21 protein-coding genes, 2 tRNA genes and 2 pseudogenes are annotated in these 26,358 nt (G+C 39.1%); 14 read left to right on the top strand and 11 right to left on the bottom strand.

Annotation, left to right across the window (positions count from 1 at the left end):
* Positions 1-128 precede the first annotated feature (128 nt).
* Entirely contained in the window at positions 129-563 is a 435-nt protein-coding gene (locus tag PR833_RS01315) for an antiterminator Q family protein (RefSeq protein ID WP_272525829.1), read from the bottom strand.
* Between the two features lie 205 nt (positions 564-768).
* Between PR833_RS01315 and PR833_RS01310 the strand changes: the two genes are divergently transcribed.
* The 6 genes from PR833_RS01310 (at position 769) to PR833_RS01285 (ending at position 4,395) form a co-directional block, all read left to right on the top strand.
* Positions 769-1,392: a LexA family protein gene (locus tag PR833_RS01310; RefSeq protein WP_004921030.1), complete on the top strand. Its 624-nt coding sequence runs from the start codon at positions 769-771 to the stop codon at positions 1,390-1,392.
* A gap of 367 nt (positions 1,393-1,759) precedes the next feature.
* Entirely contained in the window at positions 1,760-2,437 is a 678-nt protein-coding gene (locus PR833_RS01305) for a hypothetical protein (protein ID WP_088499202.1), read from the top strand.
* Positions 2,438-2,490: 53 nt separating this feature from the next.
* On the top strand, positions 2,491-2,733 hold the full coding sequence (locus tag PR833_RS01300) for an ANR family transcriptional regulator (RefSeq protein WP_004921036.1): 243 nt from the start codon (positions 2,491-2,493) through the stop codon (positions 2,731-2,733).
* Between the two features lie 272 nt (positions 2,734-3,005).
* Positions 3,006-3,251: a hypothetical protein gene (locus PR833_RS01295; protein WP_004921037.1), complete on the top strand. Its 246-nt coding sequence runs from the start codon at positions 3,006-3,008 to the stop codon at positions 3,249-3,251.
* A gap of 69 nt (positions 3,252-3,320) precedes the next feature.
* Positions 3,321-3,698 carry a hypothetical protein gene (locus PR833_RS01290; protein WP_163885642.1) on the top strand — a complete coding sequence of 126 codons (378 nt, stop codon included), beginning with the start codon at positions 3,321-3,323 and terminating at the stop codon, positions 3,696-3,698.
* A 319-nt stretch (positions 3,699-4,017) separates the two neighbouring features.
* Positions 4,018-4,395 (top strand): hypothetical protein, encoded by a 378-nt coding sequence (locus PR833_RS01285; RefSeq protein ID WP_272525828.1) that lies wholly within the window; start codon positions 4,018-4,020, stop codon positions 4,393-4,395.
* Between the two features lie 244 nt (positions 4,396-4,639).
* On the opposite strand, the gene PR833_RS01280 is transcribed toward PR833_RS01285, so the two are convergent.
* From PR833_RS01280 to PR833_RS01260, 5 genes and pseudogenes are all read right to left on the bottom strand, one after another.
* Positions 4,640-5,113 carry a hypothetical protein gene (locus tag PR833_RS01280; RefSeq protein WP_230084764.1) on the bottom strand — a complete coding sequence of 158 codons (474 nt, stop codon included), beginning with the start codon at positions 5,111-5,113 and terminating at the stop codon, positions 4,640-4,642.
* A 344-nt stretch (positions 5,114-5,457) separates the two neighbouring features.
* Positions 5,458-5,793, bottom strand: a complete 336-nt coding sequence (locus tag PR833_RS01275) for a hypothetical protein (protein WP_014656243.1) — start codon at positions 5,791-5,793, stop codon at positions 5,458-5,460.
* Between the two features lie 150 nt (positions 5,794-5,943).
* The gene (locus PR833_RS01270; RefSeq protein ID WP_014656244.1) at positions 5,944-6,693 is read right to left on the bottom strand and encodes a hypothetical protein; all 750 of its coding nucleotides are present in this window, start codon (positions 6,691-6,693) and stop codon (positions 5,944-5,946) included.
* A gap of 337 nt (positions 6,694-7,030) precedes the next feature.
* Positions 7,031-7,273, bottom strand: a pseudogene (locus PR833_RS01265) (integrase core domain-containing protein); the annotation flags it as partial.
* Positions 7,274-7,419: 146 nt separating this feature from the next.
* On the bottom strand, positions 7,420-7,746 hold the full coding sequence (locus tag PR833_RS01260; protein ID WP_237069631.1) for a hypothetical protein: 327 nt from the start codon (positions 7,744-7,746) through the stop codon (positions 7,420-7,422).
* Between the two features lie 705 nt (positions 7,747-8,451).
* Here PR833_RS01260 and PR833_RS01255 point away from each other — a divergent pair.
* Positions 8,452-8,700: pseudogene (locus tag PR833_RS01255) on the top strand (hypothetical protein); the annotation flags it as partial.
* A gap of 58 nt (positions 8,701-8,758) precedes the next feature.
* On the opposite strand, the gene PR833_RS01250 reads toward PR833_RS01255, so the two are convergent.
* Positions 8,759-8,834, bottom strand: a tRNA-Thr gene (locus tag PR833_RS01250).
* 5 nt (positions 8,835-8,839) lie between these two features.
* Positions 8,840-8,927 (bottom strand) — tRNA-Ser (locus tag PR833_RS01245).
* Positions 8,928-9,142: 215 nt separating this feature from the next.
* On the opposite strand from PR833_RS01245, the gene rcsD reads away from it, so the two are divergent.
* Positions 9,143-11,854, top strand: coding sequence for a phosphotransferase RcsD (gene rcsD, locus PR833_RS01240; protein WP_040133281.1), 2,712 nt, complete (start codon positions 9,143-9,145; stop codon positions 11,852-11,854).
* Position 11,855: 1 nt separating this feature from the next.
* Positions 11,856-12,506, top strand: a complete 651-nt coding sequence (gene rcsB, locus PR833_RS01235; RefSeq protein WP_004921064.1) for a response regulator transcription factor RcsB — start codon at positions 11,856-11,858, stop codon at positions 12,504-12,506.
* Positions 12,507-12,584: 78 nt separating this feature from the next.
* On the opposite strand, the gene rcsC is transcribed toward rcsB, so the two are convergent.
* Both rcsC and gyrA read right to left on the bottom strand, forming a co-directional pair.
* Entirely contained in the window at positions 12,585-15,365 is a 2,781-nt protein-coding gene (gene rcsC / locus PR833_RS01230) for a two-component system sensor histidine kinase RcsC (protein ID WP_232626209.1), read from the bottom strand.
* A 192-nt stretch (positions 15,366-15,557) separates the two neighbouring features.
* The gene (gene gyrA / locus PR833_RS01225) at positions 15,558-18,161 is read right to left on the bottom strand and encodes a DNA topoisomerase (ATP-hydrolyzing) subunit A (RefSeq protein ID WP_040133282.1); all 2,604 of its coding nucleotides are present in this window, start codon (positions 18,159-18,161) and stop codon (positions 15,558-15,560) included.
* Between the two features lie 243 nt (positions 18,162-18,404).
* Between gyrA and ubiG the strand changes: the two genes are divergently transcribed.
* The 4 genes from ubiG to yfaE all read left to right on the top strand — a co-directional run bounded on the left by ubiG (position 18,405) and on the right by yfaE (position 23,168).
* Complete coding sequence (gene ubiG, locus PR833_RS01220) at positions 18,405-19,127, top strand: bifunctional 2-polyprenyl-6-hydroxyphenol methylase/3-demethylubiquinol 3-O-methyltransferase UbiG (protein ID WP_004921073.1); 723 nt, start codon at positions 18,405-18,407, stop codon at positions 19,125-19,127.
* Between the two features lie 335 nt (positions 19,128-19,462).
* Positions 19,463-21,754: a class 1a ribonucleoside-diphosphate reductase subunit alpha gene (gene nrdA, locus PR833_RS01215; protein WP_004921074.1), complete on the top strand. Its 2,292-nt coding sequence runs from the start codon at positions 19,463-19,465 to the stop codon at positions 21,752-21,754.
* Between the two features lie 11 nt (positions 21,755-21,765).
* Positions 21,766-22,902, top strand: a complete 1,137-nt coding sequence (gene nrdB, locus PR833_RS01210) for a class Ia ribonucleoside-diphosphate reductase subunit beta (RefSeq protein WP_004921075.1) — start codon at positions 21,766-21,768, stop codon at positions 22,900-22,902.
* A gap of 2 nt (positions 22,903-22,904) precedes the next feature.
* On the top strand, positions 22,905-23,168 hold the full coding sequence (gene yfaE / locus PR833_RS01205; protein WP_040133284.1) for a class I ribonucleotide reductase maintenance protein YfaE: 264 nt from the start codon (positions 22,905-22,907) through the stop codon (positions 23,166-23,168).
* Between the two features lie 62 nt (positions 23,169-23,230).
* On the opposite strand, the gene PR833_RS01200 is transcribed toward yfaE, so the two are convergent.
* Positions 23,231-24,571 carry an anaerobic C4-dicarboxylate transporter gene (locus tag PR833_RS01200; RefSeq protein ID WP_004921077.1) on the bottom strand — a complete coding sequence of 447 codons (1,341 nt, stop codon included), beginning with the start codon at positions 24,569-24,571 and terminating at the stop codon, positions 23,231-23,233.
* Positions 24,572-25,057: 486 nt separating this feature from the next.
* Here PR833_RS01200 and tyrP point away from each other — a divergent pair, with 486 nt between their 5' ends.
* Complete coding sequence (gene tyrP, locus PR833_RS01195) at positions 25,058-26,218, top strand: tyrosine transporter TyrP (protein ID WP_230088937.1); 1,161 nt, start codon at positions 25,058-25,060, stop codon at positions 26,216-26,218.
* Positions 26,219-26,358: the final 140 nt, after the last annotated feature.

Genomic DNA, 26,358 nt, shown 5'->3' with positions numbered 1-26,358 from the left:
TTTTATCATTAAGACCTTCTAGCTGTCCTATTCTCTAACCTTTTACGTTGATGAATAGCTTATTTAAAATAAAAAAAAACCTCTAAAGAGAGGCCTATCATTTGTCAAAAACGTTCAATTATAATATGTTAATATATGTTTTGCGCGCGCACTCGTCGTTCTGATTTTATTACTGGCTGAGCGCATAAAATATCAATATCTAACTGAATATTTAATGTTTCTAAACAGCCTAAAATAAAACTTTCGGCAACTTGTATTCTCTCACGTATTTCCCCTTCCCGTACTTTATATTTCCGACCAATAGCCCGCTTTGAATAACCTTTAACATAATAGTCCTCAATATAACTACGTTCACGCTCCATACCAACAACCCCAAGTTTGGCAACACATAAATCGATAACCAAACCATCTTCATCACTACACATTGGCCTACTCTTGCTTGTTGATGTTACCAAATCACGAAAACCAGCGGAGACAGATGACCAACCTATCGCACCACAATGATCGCCATATGACCAACCACCCCAATATGTAAGAATTTGTTGTACGTTTCTATTCATCATTTGCAACCTACCTTTCCTACACTGTTTTTAACTAATAACCCAACTCATACTGCACCTTAAGCTCAGCTTTAGACGCTTTTATATTCAACTCACCAATAACAATATAAGTAGTATTAGACTACCAATATTTCTGTTTGTCAATTACAATAAAAATTGTATTATATCTAATAACAATAATTTTTATTCTTTATAAGAGGTTAACCTCATGTCACTAGCAAGCAGGATCCGGCAACGCCGGCAAGAACTAAACTTAACCCAGACTGAGTTAGCAGAAAAAGCGGGGATCAGTCAGCAATCAATCGAATCCATTGAAAATGGTAGAACCAAAAAACCAAGAAATATTATAGAGATAGCAAAAGCTCTTCAATCTCATCCTGAATGGCTACTCAACGGCAAAAGCATTATGCCAATATCCGAGGTCAATAGCCGACGAATTCCACTATTAAGTTATGTCCAAGCTGGGTTATTTAAGGATGCCAACCCGATCACTGACTATGAAGGGAATTTCGAATACATCTTAGTTGATGACGATATCAGCGCGAATGCATTTGCATTACGGGTTGAAGGCGACAGCATGACACCTGAGTTTAAAGAAGGTGACATCGTAGTGATTGATACCGAGATCTGGCCTAACCCAGGTGAATTTGTGTTTGCGAAAAATGGCGGGAACCAAGGAACATTCAAAAAATATCGGCCTACAGGTATTGGTACTGGTGAGTTTGAATTAGTGCCTCTTAACCCTGATTACCCAACGTTGAACAGTCACGATTATCAAATTTCACTCATTGGTGTCATGGTTGAGCACCGCATTTACCGCCGCAAAAGATAATTCTCTAGACCCCTCTCTTAACGCGTTTTCTCTGCAAACAAGAAAACGCGTTATCAAACACAGTAATTTTCTTTCTATTAAAAACAAGCAAATAGGTTTCTCAACCGAGAAATTACTACATTCATAGTTTACATTTACTATTTATATAGTAATATAACCATCGTAATACTAATTATACTGTAATAAAGTCAGCCTTCTTCAACCTAGGAGAACAAAAATTGAACGATGCATCAATAAAGGGATAGACGACTAACATGAATTTGCAGGTGAACTGTATTGGGTCGGTAATACCAGTGTTTAGTCTTGTAATACCGACAAAATCAAAGTTCAGTGAAAACATCTTGTTCACTTAATCATTTGAGGTTTTATGATGGATTTAGAACATATTATTAAAGAAAACACACAGGTAATGCGCCAATTAATTGCCATTCTACAGTCTAAGGGAGGCTGTTTTAACAGCGATAATATTGAAAATAATGCACATCAATCTTTTGTTTACTCTCACACAGGTGGAACAGACTCACCTATAGAAAAAGATATTGATATTAATAGCCTTACATTAAAACAAATTATTGCATTATGTGTAATATATAAAGGCAATTTTGAGCAACTCACAGGATCACATATTAAGAAAATCAATCAAATATTAGATTTAAATACTACAGAGCAGCATAGGCAAATCGAAGCTTTACATATGACACTGGTAAATTTAGAACAAGTTACAAAATTGCCGAATATTGCTATTCATAATTTATGTATAGAAATTTTAGCAAATTGGGATAACTTACATGGCATTGCTGAACGTTGTGAATTTGTCCTATCCCTTATCAGTTCTAAACACGTAATTGAAGATAAAACAATTCATGTTGACCCTAATATTCTATTTTCACAAGCAGAGAGCCTTATACTGCAATTAGCTAAAAATGGATATCGAAATGAAGCAGTGGAAATTCTTAATCAATTTAAAGCAAAAAAACTAAATCAAGTCGCCATAGAACATTTACCTGAGGTCATCAAAATAGCAAAAGGTATATTAAAAAATTAACCCTCTGCATTTTATCTCGTCGCAAAGATTTATTTTAATATTTAGGAGTTTTTATGGTGAATCAAAATAATGATAGTCCGCTCTACCTTAAAGTCGCTCGTGATGCGATACGTCTCGAAAGATCAGGTAAATACTTTGAAGCGTCCAAAGCATGGTCACAAGCTAATCGATTATCGCGTGTTTATCGTAACCAAATATGGTGTGAGCGCCGTGCTGATTTTTGTTATATGCAAATTCAAAGAGAAAAATATAAACTCATGGCTGACGATGAGTCTACAGAAAATTCTCTGATATGACACATATCAACAGTATCTTTCATATAAAAATCGTTTAAACAACTCGCTATTTTTAATAGCAGGTTAATATTGTTAGCTTTTTATGCCAGCTGTGAAATAATGTTTTTATCTTTACAATAATACAGGGGATTATCTCTGTTGTTATATGTTTTTATACTTTTCACAGCCTATTATCATGACTTTTTCAATAAACCTACTTATCCTTAAGTAGAATATATTTCCTTCGCAAAAAATATCGGGTAAATTATATAGATATAAAATGGAGTGATCATATGAACCCGATAGTAGTAAAGACAAGAAAAAATCTATTAAGATTACAAGCAAAATACCTAGCCCAAAATAAAGGTATTACTATCGATGATGCTTTTGATCTTTTATTAAAGCCTAACAATGACGCTAAAAATTCGCTCATATACACTCATCGTGTAAGAAAAGGTAGGCGGCAACATCAACCCTCTTCACTTTTAACCGGCTTACTCAATAAAACCTATGTAAGAGATTGGACAAAAACCAAATAATATTTCATCCGCCTATTAGATATGGTAACTAATAAGCTACTAGGGGGGTTTACTTAAAAGGAAGTATCAATGAGCGTATTAAAAAGGGTTGTTACAGGGAAGTATTCTCTCGCTGTTACAGTTTGGGGTTTTTGGCTATTTTTAGAGCTATGCAACTCCGCCGTATTTTTACTAATGAAAAGTAGTGATGCTATTCCAATCAAAACACAGCTTTTTCTTATCTTTTTTCTATTCATATTTAAAACATCGTATTCTATCGCTATTATAACGGGCGTTTTTCACATGTTAAAAAGCAAAGTGACGATTTGGCGTGTCGTTGTTATCCTGTTGTTAAGTGTTCAAATTATCTGTTTAATAATCGCGATGATAAATTGGTGTATGGTCGCCCTACCTGACATTATTAATTATCAGATATATGAAGAAAGTACTAAAAGCCTGTTTCAATGACAGGCTATAATTTAATACTGTCTGCCGGCATTAATCTGGCAATGCCCTAGGAATAGAGTATCACCTATTTGACTATGTTATTTCTATAAAGATTATATAGGCTCTAAATTCTCAAATTTATACAGTGCCCTCAATTTAAAAGGGGAACAAAAATAGTTTAACCCCATTGAAATCTTTATGCTTGAGTCTATAAATAGGCTTTGCATTGCTTTGATGGTGTCTTGTTGGGCTTTTATTACCCAGCTAATGAGTCTTTAGTGACATTTACCCCCCTATATGTTTTAATTTAACTTAAGGTTTGATGGTAAAAGAAAATTTTATGGGTTCATTAAAAAAGCTTGTTCAAGGTGAATATTCAATTCATCTTTTATTCATTATAATTTGGTATGTTGGAACTGCATCTATTCAATTTATTTTTGAAAAATACCCAACAGCTCATGGCATATATCGAATAGATACAATGCTTTATCTCTTTGCGACTTCAAGATTTCTTCAAGCTTTATTATCTTTAATTGCTTTTGTTGGTATTTTTTCGACACAAAGGAAGCAATTAACAAAAGTAGGGATGATTTATTTAATTATTATCGCACCAGCGTTATCCTTTTACATCGTCTCGTTTTATGATCTCATAATATATATCAATGCTGGTGATTGTGAGTCATCACCTTGGTGCATGAGGACTTACTTTACTAAATAGCAGGCATGATGATATTTGTCTGATCTTCGTTTTTACACAGCCAAATCAGATTATCAGAACATTAATTTAAACTTATCATATTGCAAAAATCTGATTACACCATAATAAGTCCATCAGTTCCTAAAAATTACGACCAAGAGGATATGCCACCAAAAGACAATGGTCATGAATAACGTTGTCAATTACACACACCAGATAATCTCGAGGAAAATTGTGAATATTCAGCTAGGTATTGATGTGTAATTTATTTTCTAGCATTTTCTTTCGCTTTCTGGTGAATTTTATCTTTCATTTCTTTTGTTATTTTTTGGTAAGTTTCTACAGTGCCATCATCAGAAACAGTATTCATAAAAATATCATCACCTCTTTTTTTAATTGTCACAGATACTTTTACAGGCTCGACCTCACCAAAATCTATTGGTTCTATTTTTCCATTGATTGTATAAGTCATTTTGGTCACTTTTTGCGTTAACACGCTAGAATTCGGGTCAAATTTCCACAAAGATTCTTGTTTTATTTCTTCTACATTATCACCTAGTTCAATCAGCAATGCATCTCTCGCAACACCATTCGGAGCTAGGATCATCAGTTTAAGAATTCTTACTTCGGGTGTATTATTTGTATCAAACCAATAGCCATATAAATCACTTGTTGAGTATGGTTGCGGGAGCACGTCAATTTTTGTCTTTTTTTCCGCTGTTTCATTTTCACCAGCCATACTGACACTGGTGATACAGAAAAGAGCGCATAGCATAACAACCAAAGAGAATATTTTTTTCATTATTTAAATACACAAATTTATTTATAGAGCTTTAGTCGCCAACAAATATCGACTACACCTCAAACAATCCATTTTTATCAAATCTTAATGTGCTGTAATAGGACAGATCATTAAATAGCTTTCCATTACCAAGAGTTGTCATTCCAGCTTTTTTCTCACAGTCACCATCTTTAACAAAACTCACGCTATCTACTCTTCATTTCAAGCCGAACGGAGCATCTGGTTTTCTGCCGCAGCCTACCAATAATGCAATCAGAGCAGCTGCCACGAATATTTTTCCATTATTCGTACTCTGCCCCTGAAACTATTTTTTGACCATTGGCACATTTAGCTACCACAAATCCATCATTTGCCCACATTTTTACCACATATGAGTCTGGGCTATTCTGAATTACTTTAACGGGATATTCACCAATTAATTGATTATACATCTTATTGACATCTGATTTGCATGGCGAAAATGGCATAGTGTCAGTTCCAAGTATTTGCTCATATTTTTCTTTTGGCGGATTGCCTGAATCTACAAGTTTATTTAATTCCTCCTTTGTATAAGATGTTCCTGCATAAACGCTAAAACCAATACAAGATAAAACAATTGCAATTATTGACTTTTTCATCATCCCATCCTCACACTCAGTTTTTTATTAATTTAATTGATGTTATACCGAAAGCAGCGTAAAACAAAGCAAACAATTAGGTACAAAAAACCTGCCGGAGCAGGTTATTCACTAGTGCTTGAGCTACCAATTCACTTGCTATTCAGAAAATTACTTACTAAATGCAATCAAAACAAAAATAGCAAGAGGAGGTGTGATGACCACATCTGCTACAACGGTAAATGGTGTAGCTATTATCTTTGCAATCAAATTACCTGCATTAAATGATTTCTGTTCTTCGGAAGCATACAGTTCAACAGTATATAATTCATTTAGTTTTGCATTGGAAGTTACTGGTAAGCTTATATCATTCCTATCAATAATATACCCTTTAATTGGCACAGTTCTTACCCAAGATGATTTATCATTTCCTTGTGCCCTATTCTTAAAGCCTGCCTGCTCTAAGGCCTTTATTTGTGCGTCAGTAAATTGAAATTTGGGATCAGTGTATACAAAGTAATTCTGCATAAATTCGATCGGTGATTGACTGTTGCTATTGGGAAGTATTTTAATTCGAATTATTCCCTTGGGATTATCAAATGCAGTTAATGGGATTATTTTCACTAATTCATTTAACTCCATTAATTCAGAAGAGCCACTGGTTAATAAATAGGCGTACTTTTCTCCTATAAAACCGAATCCAGAATCCGGAAATTTGATATCATTTATATCGTTTTTTGTTGTTTTACTTTCAATTTTAATATTTTTATATTCAAAACTGGCAATTATTTTATCTGTTAACTTAACAACATTTTGTGATTTGGTTTCGACTGTTGGGTTATCTTCCCAAAAGTTTTTTGTTAAACATCCCGTAGAGCTTAAAATCGATATGCTCAAAAAACACGCTAGTAATTTTTTCATTCCATTGCCTCAATAAGTTTAGCTTAAGTCCAATGAATATTAGGGCAACACCTCATTTAAGGCAATAAAAAACCCACCGAAGTGGGTTCATTTGATTTTACCATGACAGTGTTTATATTTTATATCCATTATTACAATCGCAAAGGCTGTTTCTATGTGGAGAGAGTTTTTTCTTTTCACCAAAAACGCCATTTTGTGGCTGCCAATTTGGTATTGTAATTTTCTTTACTATCTCACTAAAGCCAAGAATTTCAGATGCGTGTATAACAAACCCTAAATTTAACATTGTACTATTGGTAACTTTTGCATTTTCTTGTGCGGGTATGTCCACTCCACATTAATTGAGACACACTAAATTAAAGTTTTCTAACTGTTTACGATAGGCCTCCGGAGGGAGGTGATTTAAACTTTCGTGCGTTCGGTTTTGGTTATAATCTTGCTGCCAATACCACGCTAATTCTCTAACTTGACTCAATGATTCAAATAAATACGCATTTAAAAATTCACGATGGAACGAGCCATTAAAACGTTCGATAAAGCCATTTTATTGCAGTTTGCCCAGTTGAATATGGCACAGTGACGCAGCCACTCAATAATCTAGATACTGTCAAACCTAATAAGATGCGCTTCATTCCTATCCCCACATCAACTTAGAGGAGCCTTTCACCATAGCCTATATGTTATATAGTGCAATGGGGAGCAAATCGTTATTTATTCTTAGTGGAGTTACTCCAGGTCTTTATCAAAATAATCATCTAATTTACTCACATGCTCACAGCGACTTTCAAACCCATTAGGGATACCTCCATTTCTCATCCATTCTTCGCATGACGCAGCTACTTTTCCATAGGTATATGCCCCTGTCATTGCTATGTATACAAACCTTTCACATTTTTGTTTATCATTCTGATCGTCACATATCAGCTTTTTCATTTCTTCCATTTCATAAACGCCACCAACACCTGTACCTTCAGGTGCTAGTACAGTTGCATTTGCAGGAACTGATAGCAATGAACCCAATACAAAAAAACTGCTTAATAAGATTTTATTCACGTTACCCCCTACTTGTTTTAAGCCATGGTAACTAACGTAAAGAACAAAACAAAGCAAAAGACCTCAGTTAAGAGGCGTAATATGTGATCTGGATTGCAAGCCCATCCTTGGGCTATGTGTGGTTAGGCTACGGCTTTGTATTCTTTATCGTGAATAAGTAATCCATTCCAATTCTTTTTCATTGGTAACTCACCTGCAAGATAAAGCTCATAAAGACGTTTAGCACCTTTCTTCAATAATACAGGCTGATATTTGATGAATGGCTCATGACCGTGAAGATTAATTTCACTCTGATTTGGTCTCGTGATATAACCAGCTGCGTTCTGCTAGCCACATTTGAACCTGTTGAGTATTTACGCCATTAAGCATTTTACAGAATTGTGTTGGTGTCATGCCTTCTTTGAACAGGTTTGACATGCATTCAACTTTGTTGTTCAGTTCTTTATTAGTGTGTTCAAGTACAATAACTTTTTCTGAATACGTGAGTACTCCACACTAAAAAATGGATTAATACTGGATGGATAAGCGGGTCTCGCAAAGACCCAAAAAAGAAAAAGCCACCTTGGCCATTTGCTAGAGCAAACTGTATTGAAGCTTTGAATGACAGCATGCACAATAACACTGAAAGTGTGTAAGAAGAGGAAATAAGATATCAATCTTCCTAAGGGGTAAGATTGGTATGTGAAGTGGCATTGTTAATTTGCTAAAACCATTGGCGTCGCGTTAAACGATACTGCGTGCAAGGTTCTTCGCAGTTAGATTGGGAACCATCATAGGTATGTGTTTGTGCATAAGGAGGCGAAAAATAGAGCGGATGGAACATTAACGCCAGCAGTGAGAAGGTATGCTCATTTAGCGCCGAATCATCTAACTGAACATGCAATGAAGATAGACGAGCTAATGTCACACGATGACACAAATATGTCCCATCAGTTATTAGAGGTGGTTAAATGACATGAATTACAAGCAAGAAAAAACCCGCTACATCTATGAAATGTAACGGGTTCTTATTTGGTGCCGGCTACCGGAGTCGAACTGGTGACCTACTGATTACAAGTCAGTTGCTCTACCAACTGAGCTAAGCCGGCGAATTTGGCGGAAGGATAGAGATTCGAACTCTAGGATGGTTTCCCATCGGCGGTTTTCAAGACCGCTGCCTTCGACCGCTCGGCCATCCTTCCATGGGGCGCGATTATGGAGGAATCGGCGCAGCTTGTCTACCCCTGAAAGTAAAAAAATTGATTTTTTCGTTCTGTTTGGCTAATCTTCACTCAATTGTTCTCTATTTCATAATAAAAGTGCTAATATCTGTGCAAAATCGGTGTCTCAATTTTTCATAGGCGTATGATTTTTAGTCAATTAATATATTTTTGCCGACAGGACAGTTCACCACAATATGTACAGACAATCTTTGATAAAAACCATTTTACTCTCACGCCTATTTTACGTCTTTATTCTGCTACTTGTCGTGATGCTCTCGCTGTCGCTATATAATTCGTATCACTCGTGGCTACTTAGCCGCCAAGCCTCCTTGAATACCATAGCGAAACAATTGGCCTACCAAATAGAGGATTATCGTTACCAAGCTAACTTGATGTATAAACAGGTTAACGAAAAACCAGCCACTACAAACTTAAATACGACACCGGCCTCCCCTGCCCGTATTACGAAAATTCGTCATGACGTTTACTGGCTAGGCAGTACAAATCAAACCATTGATGCAATTTTATTTGGGAGTGATAGTGAGCGAAATAACTTATTAGCAACAAAATTAGCTAACTACATGGAAATCGTCTGGGGGGCGCGAAATGAATATAACTCGATGTATTACCTCAATGGCACTGATAACACGCTGATCTTGGTCACCACGCACTCTATATTAAAGCCCGAGTTACGTTATAAAGAGAGCTATCTGACAATGACCGCTGAAGAAAAGCGTACAGATATGCTAACTCAGTCGACACTCTTAGATAGAAGAGAGATCATTTCTAACCTACAAAAGCTGGCACCTGAGAATATCTATTATTATACCTATCGTCTGATGTTTAATTCACCTGGTCAATTAACCAGCGTGATTTCGTTTGATATATCGATCAACTCGATACTCCCAACAAACCTGAAAGGCGATAATATCTCGTTATCGCCACGTAATAATGATACCGCTAAAGGAACAAATGTTGAGGTGCGAGGAACGAGCTTAGTTTTCGCACAGCATATTGAAGGTAGCAACTATCAAGTTTATTACCGAGTACCGTTAAAAGACCTGATTGTCGGTGTTATTGGCTATAATATATGGCTGCTTACTTGTATGGTTGTCGTGATATTGCTTGTCTTCTTTACAAGCGTCTTTATCCGTAACCGGATCATTTCACCGAACTCAGTCATGCAACACCAATTAGAGCTTCAAGAGACACTGAATAACGATATTATCAATAATATTAGTTATGGCATTCTAGTGTATGATTTTACATCAAATAAAAAATTACTGAGTAATAATGTGGTAAACGCCTTATTGCCTTCGATGGATCTCAACCATATTAAAGAATTGGCGACCCATAACCATGATATGATCCAAATCTCGATTGAGAATAACGTTTATGAAGTTATCCTTGTCAATATCAGTATGCTAGAAGATACTTATCTCTTCATTATTATTGATAAAGATAAAGAGGCATTAACTCAACGCCGACAAGAGATGGCTAATCGCGAATATAAGAAAAATATTCAACTGAGAAAAGTGGTGTTTGAGAACATGCAACATGAAGTTCAACCTTCATTAACCGAGCTGAATAAAGCGGTGGGTGGGCTGATTGAAGCTTCTGAAGATGATAAGCACGAATTTATTGATACGATAGTCGCCCAAACGACCCATATTAATCGTTGGTTTAATAATATTAACTTATTAAACTCCTTAGAATCTTCCTCTGGAAAACTACAAACTGAAAAAATCTCGGTGAGTTTGCTGCTTACTCAATTCTTAAAACAAAACCTTTTCCGCCTTAAAAATAAAGGGTTATCGCTCTACTTCTATAATAATATTAATCCAGATTCTCTATTTTCATTAGAGCCGACCTACTTAAAACATCTATTGCAGTTAATCCTAGAGTATTCCGTTGATACCACTGCATTTGGGAAAATTGCCGTTAGCCTGAATTATCAGGAAGATAAAAAAACCATCATTATTGATATTAAAGATAGCGGTATGGGCCTGACAAACCAGGAGTTAGCCAATATTCAGCATCCATTCTCAGGGCAAGTATTAAACGCATCACGGTTTAACCGCTCAGGGATCACCCTATATTTATGCAAGGCTATCTGTAAAAAGATGAATGGCAGCTTTACCGTTAAAAGCAGCCCTGCAATAGGCTCTCACTATCAATTAACTTTACCTACAAAATCAGCAATCATTGCCGATAGCTATCCTACATTACTCGAAGATATTCATATTCGTTTAGCAATTCACAATATTGATACATCACGAATTGTCAGAAATATCCTATCTAATTATGGTGCAGACTTTTTAGATTTACACGAAAGTTCACCGCATACGGATTGGGATCTATTGATAACAGATAATGATGATAATCAGTTTAAAAACATAATAAAAATTTCTGGAACAACGTCAGGTGTCAACTCAATCACACCACAGCACATAGAAGTTAACTATAACTTTGCAGATGAGCTGATTGATGCTATATCTTTGCTTATTGAAAATGCACAAGCCGATGATGACGAGTTGGCGTCGGTGGTCGGAATTCCACTTTCCCAGCACGATACGACACCAACAACTGATGAATCGATGGAAAGCATACTTCAAACTTATCAAAATATTTTATCAAATAGCGATTATAAGGATTTGTTTATAACAACAGTTCCGATAGATATTAATAAACTGTATACTAGTGAAAGTCTTGAGGATTTGGCCGAATTGAAAAACACAGCACACCGTTTAAAAGGAGTTTTTGCTATGCTAGATTTTAGGTTCCTTCACAAGCTTTGTGAAGATTTGGAACTTTACATAGCAGAAGGAAATAGCTTAAAAATAAGTAATTGCATTAGAGAGCTGGATGTTTCAGTGGAAAAGCTAATGCCAAAAGGTAACCAATAATATGAATAACCTAAATGTCATTGTTGCCGATGATCATCCTATTGTTCTTTTCGGTATCAGAAAGTCACTCGAACAGATTGAATGGGTCAATATCGTTGGTGAATTTGAAGATTCAACGTCTTTAATTAATAACTTAGCGCGTTTAAATGCCGACGTCTTAGTCACTGATTTATCAATGCCTGGTGATAAATACGGCGATGGTATTACGTTAATCAAATATATTAAACGTCACTACCCTGATCTTTCTGTCATTGTTCTCACCATGAACAATAACCCTGCGATTTTAAGTGCAATCCTTGAGCTAGATATTGAAGGTATTGTTTTAAAACAAGGCGCGCCTGCTGATCTACCAAAAGCTTTAGCTGCATTACAAAAAGGGAAAAAATTTACCCCTGAGAGTGTAAGTAAGCTACTTGAGAAAGTGAATGCAAGTGGTTATGGAGATAAGCGCTTATCGCCAAAAGAGAGTGAAGTTTTACGTCTCTTTGCAGAAGGCTTTTTGGTCACAGAAATAGCTAAAAAATTGAATCGTAGTATTAAAACGATTAGTAGCCAAAAGAAATCAGCAATGTTGAAACTCGGTGTCGACAACGATATCGCATTACTTAACTACCTGTCTTCTGTTAGCATCGATAACTCATCTACCGATTAATCGATAAATCACCTTTATGTTATTGCTGAAAAACCCGATACAAACGGGTTTTTCTCTTTAACGCTTTTACCGGGTAGCTTATTTATTACCCACGAATTTCAATAAGGTTTCTTTCAAGGTTGTGATTTTGGTTGGCTTAGATAGACAGCCATTCATACCTGCATCCCGGCAACGTTGCTTCTCCTCCTCCATTGCATTTGCTGTTAATGCAATAATTGGAACTGTTGAACCTAAGTTTCGTAACGCTTTAGACAACCCATAACCATCCATGTTTGGCATATTCACATCGGTTAAAACGATATCAACCGTATGGTTTTCTAGATATTTCAGTGCATCAATACCATCAACGGCAGTACAAGTGCTAAAACCAATATTGGATATTTGATCGCTTAACATCACCCTATTGATTGGATGATCATCAACAATTAATACTTGGTATGAACTCAGTGAACCATCTATCTCAAGGGAGTTTGCTTTATTGCTCTCTTCTTTTGCAGCCTGCTCACCTCGTGATTTCGAAATAAATTTATCGATGATTGATGGTAACTTTTCATTCTGATAAGTGTTATATAACCATTTGTTAGGCGACTCTTCACGCAAATCACCAACATATAGATTACACAGATGAAGTACTTTTTTACTCTTTAACTCATGAGAGTCTTGGTTATCGGTGATCAATAAATCATAACTTTCTGCCTTATCAATTTCTTTATCAACACAGACAACAAAATGGTTATGTCTAAGTAGTCTGGTTAAAAAGCTAGAAAGACATTGGTTCCGGCAAATAATCGCTATCCGATAATGAAAGCGGTATTCCGGAATAGCATGTTCGGTATACTTTTGGCCATAAAGTGGGATACGGATAATAAAGGAGCTACCCAAGCCTATTTGCGAATTAACTTCAATATCTCCATCCATCAAGTTAATCAACTTTTCACAGATTGCTAACCCTAAACCTGTACCTTTATGCCCCAAATTATTTTGGTCATGCACTTGGAAGAAAGGATCAAAAAGTTGTAACACAACCGCTTGCGGCATGCCTATCCCTGAGTCTTTAATTTCAATCTTTAAATAGTTTTCGTCACGCCAAACATAGAAGAAGACAAAACCAGAATCTGTAAATTTAATACTATTATTGATGATATTCGATATCACCTGCTGTAGCCTTACCGCATCACTCAATAGCAAATCAGGCACATTAGGTTCAATAAAGGAATAAAGCGCTATCTGTTTTTTCGCGACTAAAGGCAAGTAGTTAGCTAAGACAAAAGCAAAAACATCACGGCAATTAAATAGTTTATATTCAATGTTTAGTTGATTAGATTCAATTTTTGAAAAATCCAATATATCACTGATAATTTGCAGCAACAGTGAGGATGAATTATCCATCGTGGTTACAAGACGATTCGCTTTATCGGATAACTCAAGCCGCTGTAATAATTCAATATTACCGATAATACCATATAGTGGCGTACGTAATTCATGACTCACCGTTGCCAAGAACATGGATTTAGCATGGTTAGCCTGTTCCGCAGCATCAGCCACATCTTGTAAGGATTTCTCCATCTGAACACGGATACTAATATCAATCAGTACGCATATAGCAACATCTTCGTTTTGATAACGCGAATTAACAAAGCTTATTTGTAGATGCGTACTGCTACTAGTCACAACATCAATGTAATTACTCGATTTTTGGCGAATAATTGTCAGTATGCGCTGTTTATCATCTTCACTTAATAAGCGGAAATAATCGTGAGCTAATTCATTACTCAGAATGTTGCCACCATCGCTTAACCTTAGAATGATGATGCCGACAGGCGCCGATGCTACAATTTTATGGTTAAACTGTTCATGCTCTTCAAGGCGAATAGCGGTATTCGCGGCTGGCACTAGCATTTTGCGCTCTAACAACCAAATGAGGAAAAAGATCAGGCAGCCAGAGGTGATATTAATAACGATACTATAAAAAATGGACGCTCTATGCTCTGCAAATATCTCGCTGGTGGGAACAGCATACACCACTGTCATTAATGATGGCGATAAGCGCTTTTTAAAAATCAGTTTTGAATAATCGGAGCTAAAGCCAAAAAAACTAGGCTCAGAAATAGAGAGTAAATTGGAATTTTTAGGATTCAAGTCCGTTGGGTAATATAAAACCGGTTGGTTATACGAATTAAGGACGACCACTTCAAAGGATTTATTCGAACGTTGTATAAATTGATTTAAGCTGATTGTTCTCTCTAAACCAATAAACCCATACAGAAGGCTACTCACATAAATAGGTTGGATCAGATACAACTGCCCTGAATCGGTTTGAGCACCATGAACAATCGTATATAAGTTACGCTCTTGCCCTTGTAATCTTAGGCTTTGATAGGAACGTATATTTTCGTAGCCAACCTTTTTTAAGATCTCAATGTCAGATACGGTCGTACGGATTGGAAAATCCATCATGCAGTAACTCTTAGAGCCTATTACAAAGACATGATTTAACCCTTGCGGAGCAGCAATACTGTCTTTCCAAAAATAAATGAGTTGTTCGAATGCGTTTAGGTAATCACTGGTTCTATTTTTAAAATAGGTACAATCCGCCTCGGGTGATAATGGGTACAGGCTATAGGATCCCGTGGCAGGTAATGTGACGTAATTTGGTTCATTTTCCAGTCGCTCTTCATGTTGTTCAGTCATAAACTGGATAGAGCGCAATGTGGTACCGGTTTGCAAAATGAACGCCTGCATATTTTCAAACCCTGAATAAAACTGCTGGCGTATATCTGACTTGCTTTCATTAAATTGGGTATAAAGGAAGAATAAGGTAATAAAAACCCCCATTCCCCATAGCATTAAGCCGAGGATACGGAATAAATCACGGGATAATCGTAATGATGTTCTAAATGACGGTAAATATCTCAAGATCTATCCTACACAGGCTATGTTACTGTGACTGAGTATACTCGATAAAAGTTGTAAAAAGCGATAGTTGTTAAACTGGATGGTTAGATAGCAAAACGGGCGGTAAACCGCCCGTCGAATCAATGACCCATACATTTATTCAGGCGTATTGGTTCCCATGTCTGTGCTAGGTATATCCTCTGCACCTGCTTCATCAGAGTTTTCATCTTCCTCTGTTTCAGCGACACGTTGTAAACCAACAACTTTTTCTTCTTCCGCTGTTCTAATCAGCGTCACACCTTGTGTATTACGGCCAACAACACTAACTTCCGAAACGCGTGTACGCACTAAAGTACCAGCATTCGTGATCATCATAATCTGATCGGTTTCATCCACTTGGATAGCCCCAACCACATTACCATTACGCTCACTGACTTTAATTGAGATCACACCTTGAGTTGCCCGCGATTTCGTTGGGTACTCTTGCTCAGCTGTACGTTTACCATAACCGTTTTCAGTCACAGTTAAGATATGGCCTTCGCCGCGAGGGATAATCAGTGAAACCACTTTGTCTTCATCGGCTAGACGAATACCACGTACCCCAGTTGCAGTACGTCCCATCGGGCGAACCGCATCTTCAGCAAAACGAACAACCTTACCTTGAGCAGAGAACAGCATGACTTCATTTGAACCATTGGTTAAATCAACACCAATCAATTCATCGCCTTCATTGAGGTTAACGGCAATAATACCGGCACTTCTTGGGCGGCTAAAGTCTTGCAATGCCGTTTTCTTCACCGTACCACTCGCCGTTGCCATAAAGACATAGTAGCCTTCTTCGTATTCACGAACTGGCAAGATAGCGGTAATACGCTCATCTTGTTCAAGTGGCAACAGATTCACAATTGGACGACCCCGTGCTCCACGGCTGGCCTCTGGTAATTGGTAAACTTTCATCCAATATAGGCGACCACGGCTAGAGAAGCATAGGATGGTGTCGTGGGTATTCGCCACCAGCAAGCGCTCAATAAAGTCTTCTTCTTTAATGCGTGCTGCCGATTTACCTTTACCGCCACGGCGTTGCGCTTCGTAATCAGACAGTGGTTGATATTTCACATAGCCTTGGTGAGACAGTGTTACCACCACATCTTCTTGGCTAATCAAATCTTCAATGTTGATATCCGCTGTATTTTCGGTGATCTCAGTACGACGAGCATCATTATACAGTTCACGGATAGCTTCTAACTCTTCGCGAATAACTTCCATTAAACGCTCAGGGCTACGTAGGATATACAACAGTTCTTCGATTTGCTTCAGAAGATCACGGTATTCTTCCAGCAGTTTCTCATGCTCAAGCCCGGTCAGTTTTTGCAGACGCAAATCCAAAATCGCTTGGGCTTGTTGCTCAGTCAGATAGTATTGACCGTCGTGTACGCCATATTGTTCTTCAAGCCATTCTGGGCGTGCTGCATCATCACCGGCACGCTCAAGCATCGCTGCCACATTACCAAGATCCCAAGGGCGTGCGATCAACCCTGCCTTCGCTTCTGCTGGCGTCGGTGCACGACGAATTAACTCGATAATAGGATCAATGTTAGCTAATGCAACGGCTAATGCTTCAAGAATATGTGCTCGTTCACGTGCTTTACGCAATTCAAAAATAGTGCGGCGAGTCACCACTTCACGGCGGTGGCGAACGAACGCAGCAATAATATCTTTTAAATTAAGGATTTTCGGTTGGCCTTGATGCAAGGCTACCATATTAATGCCGAACGAGACTTGAAGCTGAGTCAGCGAGTAAAGATTGTTAAGGACAACCTCTCCTACCGCATCACGTTTCACTTCAATCACGATACGCATGCCGTCTTTATCAGACTCATCGCGTAATGCACTAATTCCTTCAACACGTTTTTCTTTAACGAGTTCAGCTATTTTCTCAATAAGACGAGCTTTGTTTACCTGATAAGGAATTTCGCTGACAATAATCGTTTCGCGGCCATTTTTTTCGTCAACTTCGACCTCAGCACGCGCACGAATATAGACCTTACCACGGCCAGTACGGTACGCATCGATAATTCCACGGCGACCATTAATGATAGCGGCAGTCGGGAAATCAGGCCCTGGGATGTGCTCCATCAGACCTTCAATGCTAATATCTTCATCATCTATATAAGCAAGGCAACCGCTGATCACTTCCCCTAGGTTGTGTGGAGGAATGTTCGTTGCCATCCCAACAGCAATACCTGACGAACCATTAACCAATAAGTTAGGGATTTTCGTAGGCATAACTTCAGGGATTTGCTCTGTACCATCATAGTTTGGGACGAAATCAACGGTCTCTTTTTCAAGATCCGCTAACATTTCATGGGCAATTTTCGCCATACGGATTTCCGTATAACGCATTGCAGCTGCGGAATCTCCGTCAACTGAACCAAAGTTCCCCTGACCATCTACCAGCATATAACGCATAGAAAAAGGCTGAGCAAGACGAACGATTGTCTCATAAACAGCGCTATCACCATGTGGATGGTATTTACCGATAACGTCCCCGACTATACGGGCAGATTTTTTATAGGGTTTATTCCAATCATTTCCCAATACATTCATCGCAAACAGTACTCTGCGGTGTACTGGCTTCAGTCCATCTCGAACATCTGGAAGCGCGCGCCCGACAATAACGGACATCGCATAATCCAAATACGAACTTTTGAGTTCTTCTTCGATATTGACCGGTGTGATTTCTCTGGCAATGTCGCTCATGGAACCACTGTCCCTCATAACTTCGGATTCAAAGGTTTAGAACTATACCACAATTCGCCAATTTAATAAAAAAAATGAGAAGTGAGTATTTGTCTTTCAAGCTATGTATAATAGCGGAAAAATGTCTTTATGTGTCCGTATACTTTGAGTTTATTGCGTAAGAGCAACAAAAAAACGTTTTATGGCCTCAATAAATTCGCGTATTAACGTTTGGACACCTATCTAGGAACAGGAGCTCCACTCATGAATGATACTTCAACCCCCGCGTATCAGAACGTCGATAAGCATGAAATTGAGAAGTTTGAAGCTATTGCTTCTCGCTGGTGGGATCTCGAAGGTGAATTTGCCCCACTTCATCGCATTAATCCGCTTCGCCTTGGCTATATTATGCAACGGGTTGATGGTTTATTTGGTAAGAAAGTACTTGATGTGGGCTGTGGTGGCGGAATTTTATCTGAAAGTATGGCACGTGAAGGTGCCGATGTGACGGGACTTGATATGGGGGCGGACCCACTGATGGTCGCACGCCTGCACTCATTAGAGTCAGGGATCCCTGTTGAATACGTACAAGAAACAGTAGAGCAGCACGCAGACAAATATCCACAAGCTTATGATGTCGTGACCTGCATGGAGATGTTGGAGCATGTGCCTGATCCACAGTCGGTCGTGCGTGCGTGTGCTAAATTGGTCAAGCCCGGTGGGCATGTTATTTTTTCGACGATCAACCGCAATAAAAAAGCGTGGTTAATGGCGGTCGTTGCGGCGGAATATGTGATGAAAATGGTTCCGAAAGGCACCCACGATGCGAAAAAATTTATTCGCCCTTCTGAACTGATTTCGTGGGCAAACGAGGCTCAGCTAAAAGATAGGCATATCATGGGGTTACATTATAATCCACTCAAAGATAAATTCTATTTAGGCCCGAATGTGGACGTTAATTATATGCTCCATACTGTCAACGAATAAATAGCAAGCGTTACGTTCAAGAAAACAGCAAACGATCGCATTTTGCAAAATTTATTTTCGTCACCCTGTTGCGAGTTTCCACTTATAGAATTCCTTTTCTAGTGCAGCTTACCGACAAGGTGACGTTTTTTATCCCTACAGTTATCCACAGAAGACTCAGATTTGTGCACTTGATAAAACCGCTTATTAACATTATCTTGTTATAGTAAAATCAACAAACCACTACATATAGTATGTAATTTGAATCTAACACTACAAGTCTCATAGAGTTAATCTATGAGCTTTTTTGCGTTAGCAATATGCTATTTTGTAGGTCAACCAAGGTGTACTTGCTCATGAACCAGAGTCTGTTAGTCACAAAACGTGATGGACATAAAGAACGCATTGATCTCGATAAAATCCACAAGGTAATCACTTGGGCTGCTGAAGGCCTGAATAATGTATCTGTTTCTCAGGTGGAGTTACGTTCACAGATTCAGTTTTATGATGGGATCAGAACGTCTGATATTCATGAAACCATGATCAAAGCGGCTGCTGACCTTATTACTGGCGATACGCCTGACTATCAATATCTTGCGGCGCGTCTTGCAATATTCCATCTACGTAAAAAAGCGTATGGTCAATTTGAGCCACCCGCGCTGTACAAGCACGTCACTCGCCTTGTTGAAATGGGCAAATATGATAAGCATTTGCTGGAAGACTACTCACAAGAAGAGTTCGAGCAAATGGATAGTTTCATTGACCATTGGCGTGACATGAATTTCTCCTATGCTGCCGTCAAACAACTTGAAGGTAAGTATTTAGTACAAAACCGTGTTACGGGCGAGATTTATGAGAGTGCACAGTTCCTCTATATTCTCGTTGCTGCATGCTTGTTCTCTCATTATCCAAAAGAGACTCGCTTAGACTACATCCGTCGTTTCTATGATGCGGCTTCCACATTTAAGATTTCGCTACCAACACCAATCATGGCTGGTGTTCGTACACCAACTCGTCAATTCAGCTCTTGCGTATTGATTGAGTGTGGCGATAGCTTAGATTCTATCAACGCAACATCCAGTGCGATTGTTAAGTATGTGTCTCAACGTGCAGGTATCGGTGTAAACGCAGGCCGTATCCGTGCTTTAGGTAGCCCGATTCGTGGCGGTGAAGCATTCCATACTGGTTGTATCCCTTTTTATAAGCACTTCCAAACCGCCGTTAAGTCTTGTTCACAAGGCGGTGTGCGCGGTGGTGCAGCGACACTTTTCTACCCTTTATGGCATTTAGAAGTTGAAAGCCTATTAGTGCTGAAAAATAACCGTGGGGTTGAAGGTAACCGTGTTCGCCATATGGATTATGGTGTCCAAGTCAACAAATTGATGTATGAGCGTTTGATCAAAAACCAAGATATTACGCTGTTCAGCCCTTCTGATGTGCCTGGTTTATATGATGCTTTCTTTGCTGATCAGGATGAATTTGAGCGCCTGTATCTAGCTTATGAACAAGACGACAGCATCCGTAAATCCAGTGTTAAAGCGGTTGACCTCTTTTCATTAATGATGCAAGAACGTGCATCAACAGGTCGTATCTATATTCAGAACGTTGACCACTGTAATACTCACAGCCCATTTGATCCTTTAGTTGCACCAGTGCGTCAATCAAACCTGTGTTTAGAGATTGCACTGCCGACAAAACCATTGAATAACATCAATGATGAAGAAGGTGAAATTGCGCTTTGTACGCTGTCAGCCTTTAACTTGGGTGCGATTGAAAACCTTGATGAATTAGAAGAGTTGGCCGTGCTTGCTGTACGTGCATTGGATGCCCTTCTCGATTATCAAGACTACCCGATTATTGCCGCGAAGAAAGGGGCAATGGGTCGCCGTACTTTAGGTATTGGCGTCATTAACTATGCTTATTATTTAGCCAAGCATGGTGTTCGCTATTCCGATGGCAGCGCCAACAATTTGACTCACAAAACCTTTGAAGCAATTCAATACTATCTATTGAAAGCCTCTAACGAATTGGCTAAAGAGCAAGGCGCTTGCCCTTGGTTCAATGAAACCACTTATTCAAAAGGTATTCTACCAATTGATACCTATAAGAAAGAGTTGGATAAATTGACTGATGAGCCTCTGCATTATGATTGGGAAACGTTACGTAAAGATATCCAACAATATGGTCTGCGTAACTCAACCTTATCAGCGTTGATGCCATCGGAAACATCATCTCAGATCTCTAACGCAACCAATGGTATCGAGCCACCTCGTGGTTATATCAGCATTAAAGCATCTAAAGATGGTATTTTACGCCAAGTTGTACCTGATTATGAGAATCTTAAAGGCGCCTATGAGTTGTTATGGCAAATGCCTTCAAACAGCGGCTATTTGCAATTAGTCGGTATTATGCAGAAGTTTGTTGATCAGTCTATTTCTGCAAACACCAACTATGACCCAACGCGCTTTGCAACAGGCAAAGTACCAATGAATCAATTGCTAAAAGATTTATTGCTCGCCTATAAGTTTGGTGTGAAAACACTTTACTACCACAACACCCGCGATGGTGCGGAAGATGTTCAAGGTGATCTGGAAGAAGTTGTTGAGTCAGCGGATTCAGATTGTGAAGGCGGCGCGTGTAAAATTTAATAGGAATTGTCATGTCACATACTTACACCATTTTCTCACAAAAGAGAAATGACCAATTACTTGAGCCGATGTTTTTCGGTCAACCTGTTAACGTTGCTCGTTACGACCAACAAAAGTATCCGATTTTCGAAAAGTTAATCGAGAAACAGCTTTCATTTTTCTGGCGTCCAGAAGAAGTTGACGTTTCCCGTGACCGCATTGACTATAATGGCTTGCCTGATCATGAGAAACACATATTTATTAGTAACCTGAAATACCAAACGCTGCTGGACTCTATTCAGGGTCGCAGCCCGAACGTGGCGTTATTGCCACTGATTTCAATTCCTGAATTAGAAACTTGGGTTGAAACTTGGTCATTTTCAGAGACGATCCATTCACGCTCTTACACTCATATTATCCGTAATATCGTGAATGATCCGGCAATCATCTTTGATGATATCGTTGAAAACGAAGAGATCTTAAAACGCGCTCGTGACATTTCTGCTTACTATGACACGCTGATTGAGATGACCAACTATTACCATATGTTTGGTGAAGGTACTCACACCTGCAATGGTAAACAAATCACAGTATCACTACGTGCACTGAAAAAACAGTTGTACCTGTGCCTAATGAGCGTAAATGCCTTAGAAGCTATCCGTTTCTATGTCAGTTTTGCTTGCTCATTTGCCTTTGCAGAGCGTGAGCTAATGGAAGGGAACGCAAAAATTATTAAACTGATTGCGCGTGATGAAGCCCTTCACTTAACAGGAACCCAGCATATGCTGAACTTGTTACGTTCTGGGCAGGATGATCCTGAAATGGCAGAGATTGCTGCTGAGTGCGAAGACGAGTGCTATAAACTGTTCGTGGATGCAGCTGAGCAAGAAAAAGAGTGGGCTGAATATCTGTTCAGTGAAGGTTCTATGATTGGCCTAAATAAAGATATTCTGTGCCAATACGTGGAATATATCACCAATATCCGTATGCAAGCTGTTGGGTTAAAATTACCTTTTGAGGCACGCTCAAACCCAATTCCTTGGATCAATGCATGGTTGGTGTCTGACAACGTTCAAGTTGCGCCGCAAGAAGTCGAAGTTAGCTCTTATCTGGTTGGTCAGATTGACTCTGAAGTCAACACTGATGACCTGAGTGATTTCGAACTCTAATTATGGCTAGCCATAAAGTCACCCTGCGGCTCTCGCAGGGTGTGCAAGTACCTTACCACACCGAGATCCACACAAGCCTGCTTGAAGCACTTGAAGACAGCCGTATTCCTGTTGAATATCAGTGCCGAGAAGGCTATTGTGGCTCATGTCGAGTCATGCTATTAAAAGGGAGAGTGGGCTATAAACAAAAACCGCTTGCCTTTGTACAAGACGGTGAGATTTTACCTTGTTGTTGCCATCCCCTTTCTGACATCGAAATCGGTTAAAACCTCACAGCGATGACGCTCTCTTTACGCCATCGCTGTTAATTAAACACGTCACTTACAGATTATAGATAACCATATAATCCTGCAAATACCCATCCAAACACACAAGAGACACCAACACCAATGAGGCCGGGCAGAATGAAGCTGTGGTTAATCACAAATTTACCTATCCGAGTCGTACCGGAACGGTCAAATTGAATAGCGGCTAAATCACTTGGATAAGTCGGAAGAATATAATAACCATAGCAAGCAGGCGCAGATGCGATGATATAGGCAGGATCAACACCAATGCCGAGCGCTATCGGAACGACCGCAGCTAAAGCGGCTGCTTGTGAGTTCACAAATTTAGAGACCAATAAGAGGATCACGGCATAAGCCCATGGATAGTCTTTGACTAATGCCCCAAGCGTGCCTTTGATTTGATCCATATGCGCGCCAAACATTGTTTCTGCCATCCAAGCGATACCATATACGGCAACAATGGCAATCATTCCTGAACGAAAAACCTCATTTTTCGAAATCTGTGCCGGATTTGTTTTACAAATAATGATGATCAGCGCACCAGCGAGCAGCATAAACATCTGTATCACAAGTACCATTGACAGTGGTTTGCCATTGACCAATGGCCTTAATTCAGAAACCGCCCCCAAAATCGCAACAACCCCAATAGAAGCGAGGAAAATCCACATAGCAACCCAATTGATTTTCGGTAACTTTTTATCGAGTAGTGTCGCGCTGTCGCCATACACATATTCGTAATTTTCATGTACCGAAATAAACTTTTGGAATTCCGGATCTTTATCGAGATCTTTCCCTCTGAACCAACTGAAAATACCGATTGCCAGTATCCCGATTAGGGTCGATGGAATGGTAATCGCCAAGAGATCTAAAAATTCGAGCGATTTACCATTAATGGTGATGCCATTTAACATCGCCACTAAGGACACCACTGCAACAGAGACAGGGCTGGCAATAATCCCCATTTGTGCACCAATACTACTGGCCGCCATCGGTCTTTCAGGACGAATATTATTTTTTATCGCCGCGTCATAGATAATAGGAAGGATGGTATACACCACATGCCCTGTACCACACAAAATGGTTAAAATACAGGTAACAAAAGGTGCCACAATAGAGATGTATTTTGGATTTTTACGTAGTAGTCGTTCTGCAATTTGTAGCATGACATCCAAACCGCCTGATGCCTGTAGAGTCGCTGATGCTGCAACAACAGCGATGATCACAAGCATAACATCAACAGGCGGTTTTCCAGGAGGTAAACCAAAACCAAAAACGAGTATCACTAAGCCAACGCCGCCTAGCAGCCCGAGAGCCATTCCCCCTTTTCTTGCTCCGTAGAACAAGCAGACGAGGATAATGGCAAGTTGTATCAAAAAGTCCATAAGTTCATCCTTTCAATTAATGTTTCCTTACATTATCGGGATGAAAGATTGACACAGATTTGATTTATATTAACTGGTTAAAGAATTTAATCTTATTTTTCAATTCGATTTTCCCACCCCGTCACAAAATTTATCTTAGGTTCCTGAGATACTGTCCTGTTAATCTAAAACATCATATATATCAATCAATTAATTAACATCCGTTAACATTTAAAATCCGATATATTTACCTTTAATCACCATATCAATAACGATTATTCATTAACTAGGACGAATAATTCGTTGCTATTTTCACCATTCCTTTATAAGAAATACGCGCGTGTGTAATTTTATGTTTACACTCATTGTAATTTAGATTTGACAGAAAAACTGTGATCGCATAATCTGCTCAGCTAATAAATCCACGACTTTTAATCAGAGGAATTTGTGAAAAATCGCACGCTAGGTAGCGTTTTAATCGTTGCAGGAACAACAATAGGTGCAGGGATGCTGGCTATGCCACTTGCCGCTGCGGGTGTCGGTTTCACAGGTATTGCATGCCTACTTGTCGGCCTATGGATGTTAATGAGTTATACCTCATTACTGCTCGTTGAGGTTTATCAATACAATCCACCAGATATGGGCTTGGGATCAATCGCGAAAAAATACCTTGGGCCTATTGGACAAATCGTCACAGGCTTAAGTATGTTACTTCTGATGTACGCGCTGACTACCGCTTATATTGGTGGCGCAGGTGTCCTGATCTCCAACAGCCTACTCTCGTGGTGGGATATTCATCTGTCGACCAAAACATCAATTATCTTATTTACGCTTATCGGTGGTGCTGTTGTTTGTATTGGTACGCACTCTGTCGATTTTATTAACCGCCTACTATTTACAGCTAAAATTATCTTTTTAATCATTATGTTGGCTGTTATGTTACCCCACGTTGAAACCGTCAACTTAGGCAGTATGCCTGCTGAAAAAGGGCTACTGCTGGCGGCAGTGCCAGTCATCTTCACCTCATTTGGTTTCCATGGTAGCGTGCCTAGCCTTGTGAATTACATGAATGGCGATGTGCGTAAACTTCGTATCATTTTCATTACAGGGAGTGCGATCCCTTTAGTTGCCTATATCTTGTGGCAGATAGCCACTTTAGGGTCGATCCCTTCTAACACATTTTTAGGGATTTTGGCGCAAAAGTCTGGCCTAGATGGCTTACTCACCGCCATTCGTGATGTCGTTACGGCTCCACGCGTTAATATTGCCGTTAATCTGTTTATGGATTTAGCGCTAGCCACATCGTTTTTAGGGGTTGCTCTTGGTTTATTCGATTACCTTGCTGATTTATTTAAACGGAATGATAGCCTCATTGGGCGTATTCAGACAGGCTTGTTAACTTTTTTACCTCCGTTATTAGCAGCGTTATTTTTTAGTAGTTTCGTACAGGCGTTAACTTATGCGGCGGTTGCATTGTCTGTATTAGCCCTGATCATCCCCGCATTATTGACAATGCAAGTTAGAGCCGTTGAAAAACCTATCGATAAGCAAGCTCATTACCGAGTTAAAGGCGGCTCTACTCTGCTCCGTCTGGTTTTATTATGCGGTTTTGCAGTGATCATTATTCAATTTGCTATCGTTGCAGGCTACCTACCTAATGTAGGCTAAATTTAGCGTCAAAAACAAAGCTCGTACCGTTCACTAAACGGAAAAGCCCCCCAATAGCAACCAACTATTGGGGGGCTTTTGATATCCGATTTTATAGCGTCACTCCAAACTGTACGGGTTCCGCTATATTACAACCAGTA

Source organism: Providencia sp. PROV189 (assembly GCF_028480065.1).
GTDB classification, from domain to species: domain Bacteria; phylum Pseudomonadota; class Gammaproteobacteria; order Enterobacterales; family Enterobacteriaceae; genus Providencia; species Providencia stuartii.
This window is presented reverse-complemented; position numbering and strand designations above follow the sequence as displayed.

Coding starts and splice junctions, on each gene's coding strand:
- PR833_RS01315 (WP_272525829.1), bottom strand. CDS start 563: ATGATGAATAGAAACGTACAACAAATTCTTACATATTGGGGTGGTTGG.
- PR833_RS01310 (WP_004921030.1), top strand. CDS start 769: ATGTCACTAGCAAGCAGGATCCGGCAACGCCGGCAAGAACTAAACTTA.
- PR833_RS01305 (WP_088499202.1), top strand. CDS start 1,760: ATGATGGATTTAGAACATATTATTAAAGAAAACACACAGGTAATGCGC.
- PR833_RS01300 (WP_004921036.1), top strand. CDS start 2,491: ATGGTGAATCAAAATAATGATAGTCCGCTCTACCTTAAAGTCGCTCGT.
- PR833_RS01295 (WP_004921037.1), top strand. CDS start 3,006: ATGAACCCGATAGTAGTAAAGACAAGAAAAAATCTATTAAGATTACAA.
- PR833_RS01290 (WP_163885642.1), top strand. CDS start 3,321: ATGAGCGTATTAAAAAGGGTTGTTACAGGGAAGTATTCTCTCGCTGTT.
- PR833_RS01285 (WP_272525828.1), top strand. CDS start 4,018: ATGGGTTCATTAAAAAAGCTTGTTCAAGGTGAATATTCAATTCATCTT.
- PR833_RS01280 (WP_230084764.1), bottom strand. CDS start 5,113: ATGGCTGGTGAAAATGAAACAGCGGAAAAAAAGACAAAAATTGACGTG.
- PR833_RS01275 (WP_014656243.1), bottom strand. CDS start 5,793: ATGAAAAAGTCAATAATTGCAATTGTTTTATCTTGTATTGGTTTTAGC.
- PR833_RS01270 (WP_014656244.1), bottom strand. CDS start 6,693: ATGAAAAAATTACTAGCGTGTTTTTTGAGCATATCGATTTTAAGCTCT.
- rcsD (WP_040133281.1), top strand. CDS start 9,143: ATGTACAGACAATCTTTGATAAAAACCATTTTACTCTCACGCCTATTT.
- rcsB (WP_004921064.1), top strand. CDS start 11,856: ATGAATAACCTAAATGTCATTGTTGCCGATGATCATCCTATTGTTCTT.
- gyrA (WP_040133282.1), bottom strand. CDS start 18,161: ATGAGCGACATTGCCAGAGAAATCACACCGGTCAATATCGAAGAAGAA.
- ubiG (WP_004921073.1), top strand. CDS start 18,405: ATGAATGATACTTCAACCCCCGCGTATCAGAACGTCGATAAGCATGAA.
- nrdA (WP_004921074.1), top strand. CDS start 19,463: ATGAACCAGAGTCTGTTAGTCACAAAACGTGATGGACATAAAGAACGC.
- nrdB (WP_004921075.1), top strand. CDS start 21,766: ATGTCACATACTTACACCATTTTCTCACAAAAGAGAAATGACCAATTA.
- yfaE (WP_040133284.1), top strand. CDS start 22,905: ATGGCTAGCCATAAAGTCACCCTGCGGCTCTCGCAGGGTGTGCAAGTA.
- PR833_RS01200 (WP_004921077.1), bottom strand. CDS start 24,571: ATGGACTTTTTGATACAACTTGCCATTATCCTCGTCTGCTTGTTCTAC.
- tyrP (WP_230088937.1), top strand. CDS start 25,058: ATGCTGGCTATGCCACTTGCCGCTGCGGGTGTCGGTTTCACAGGTATT.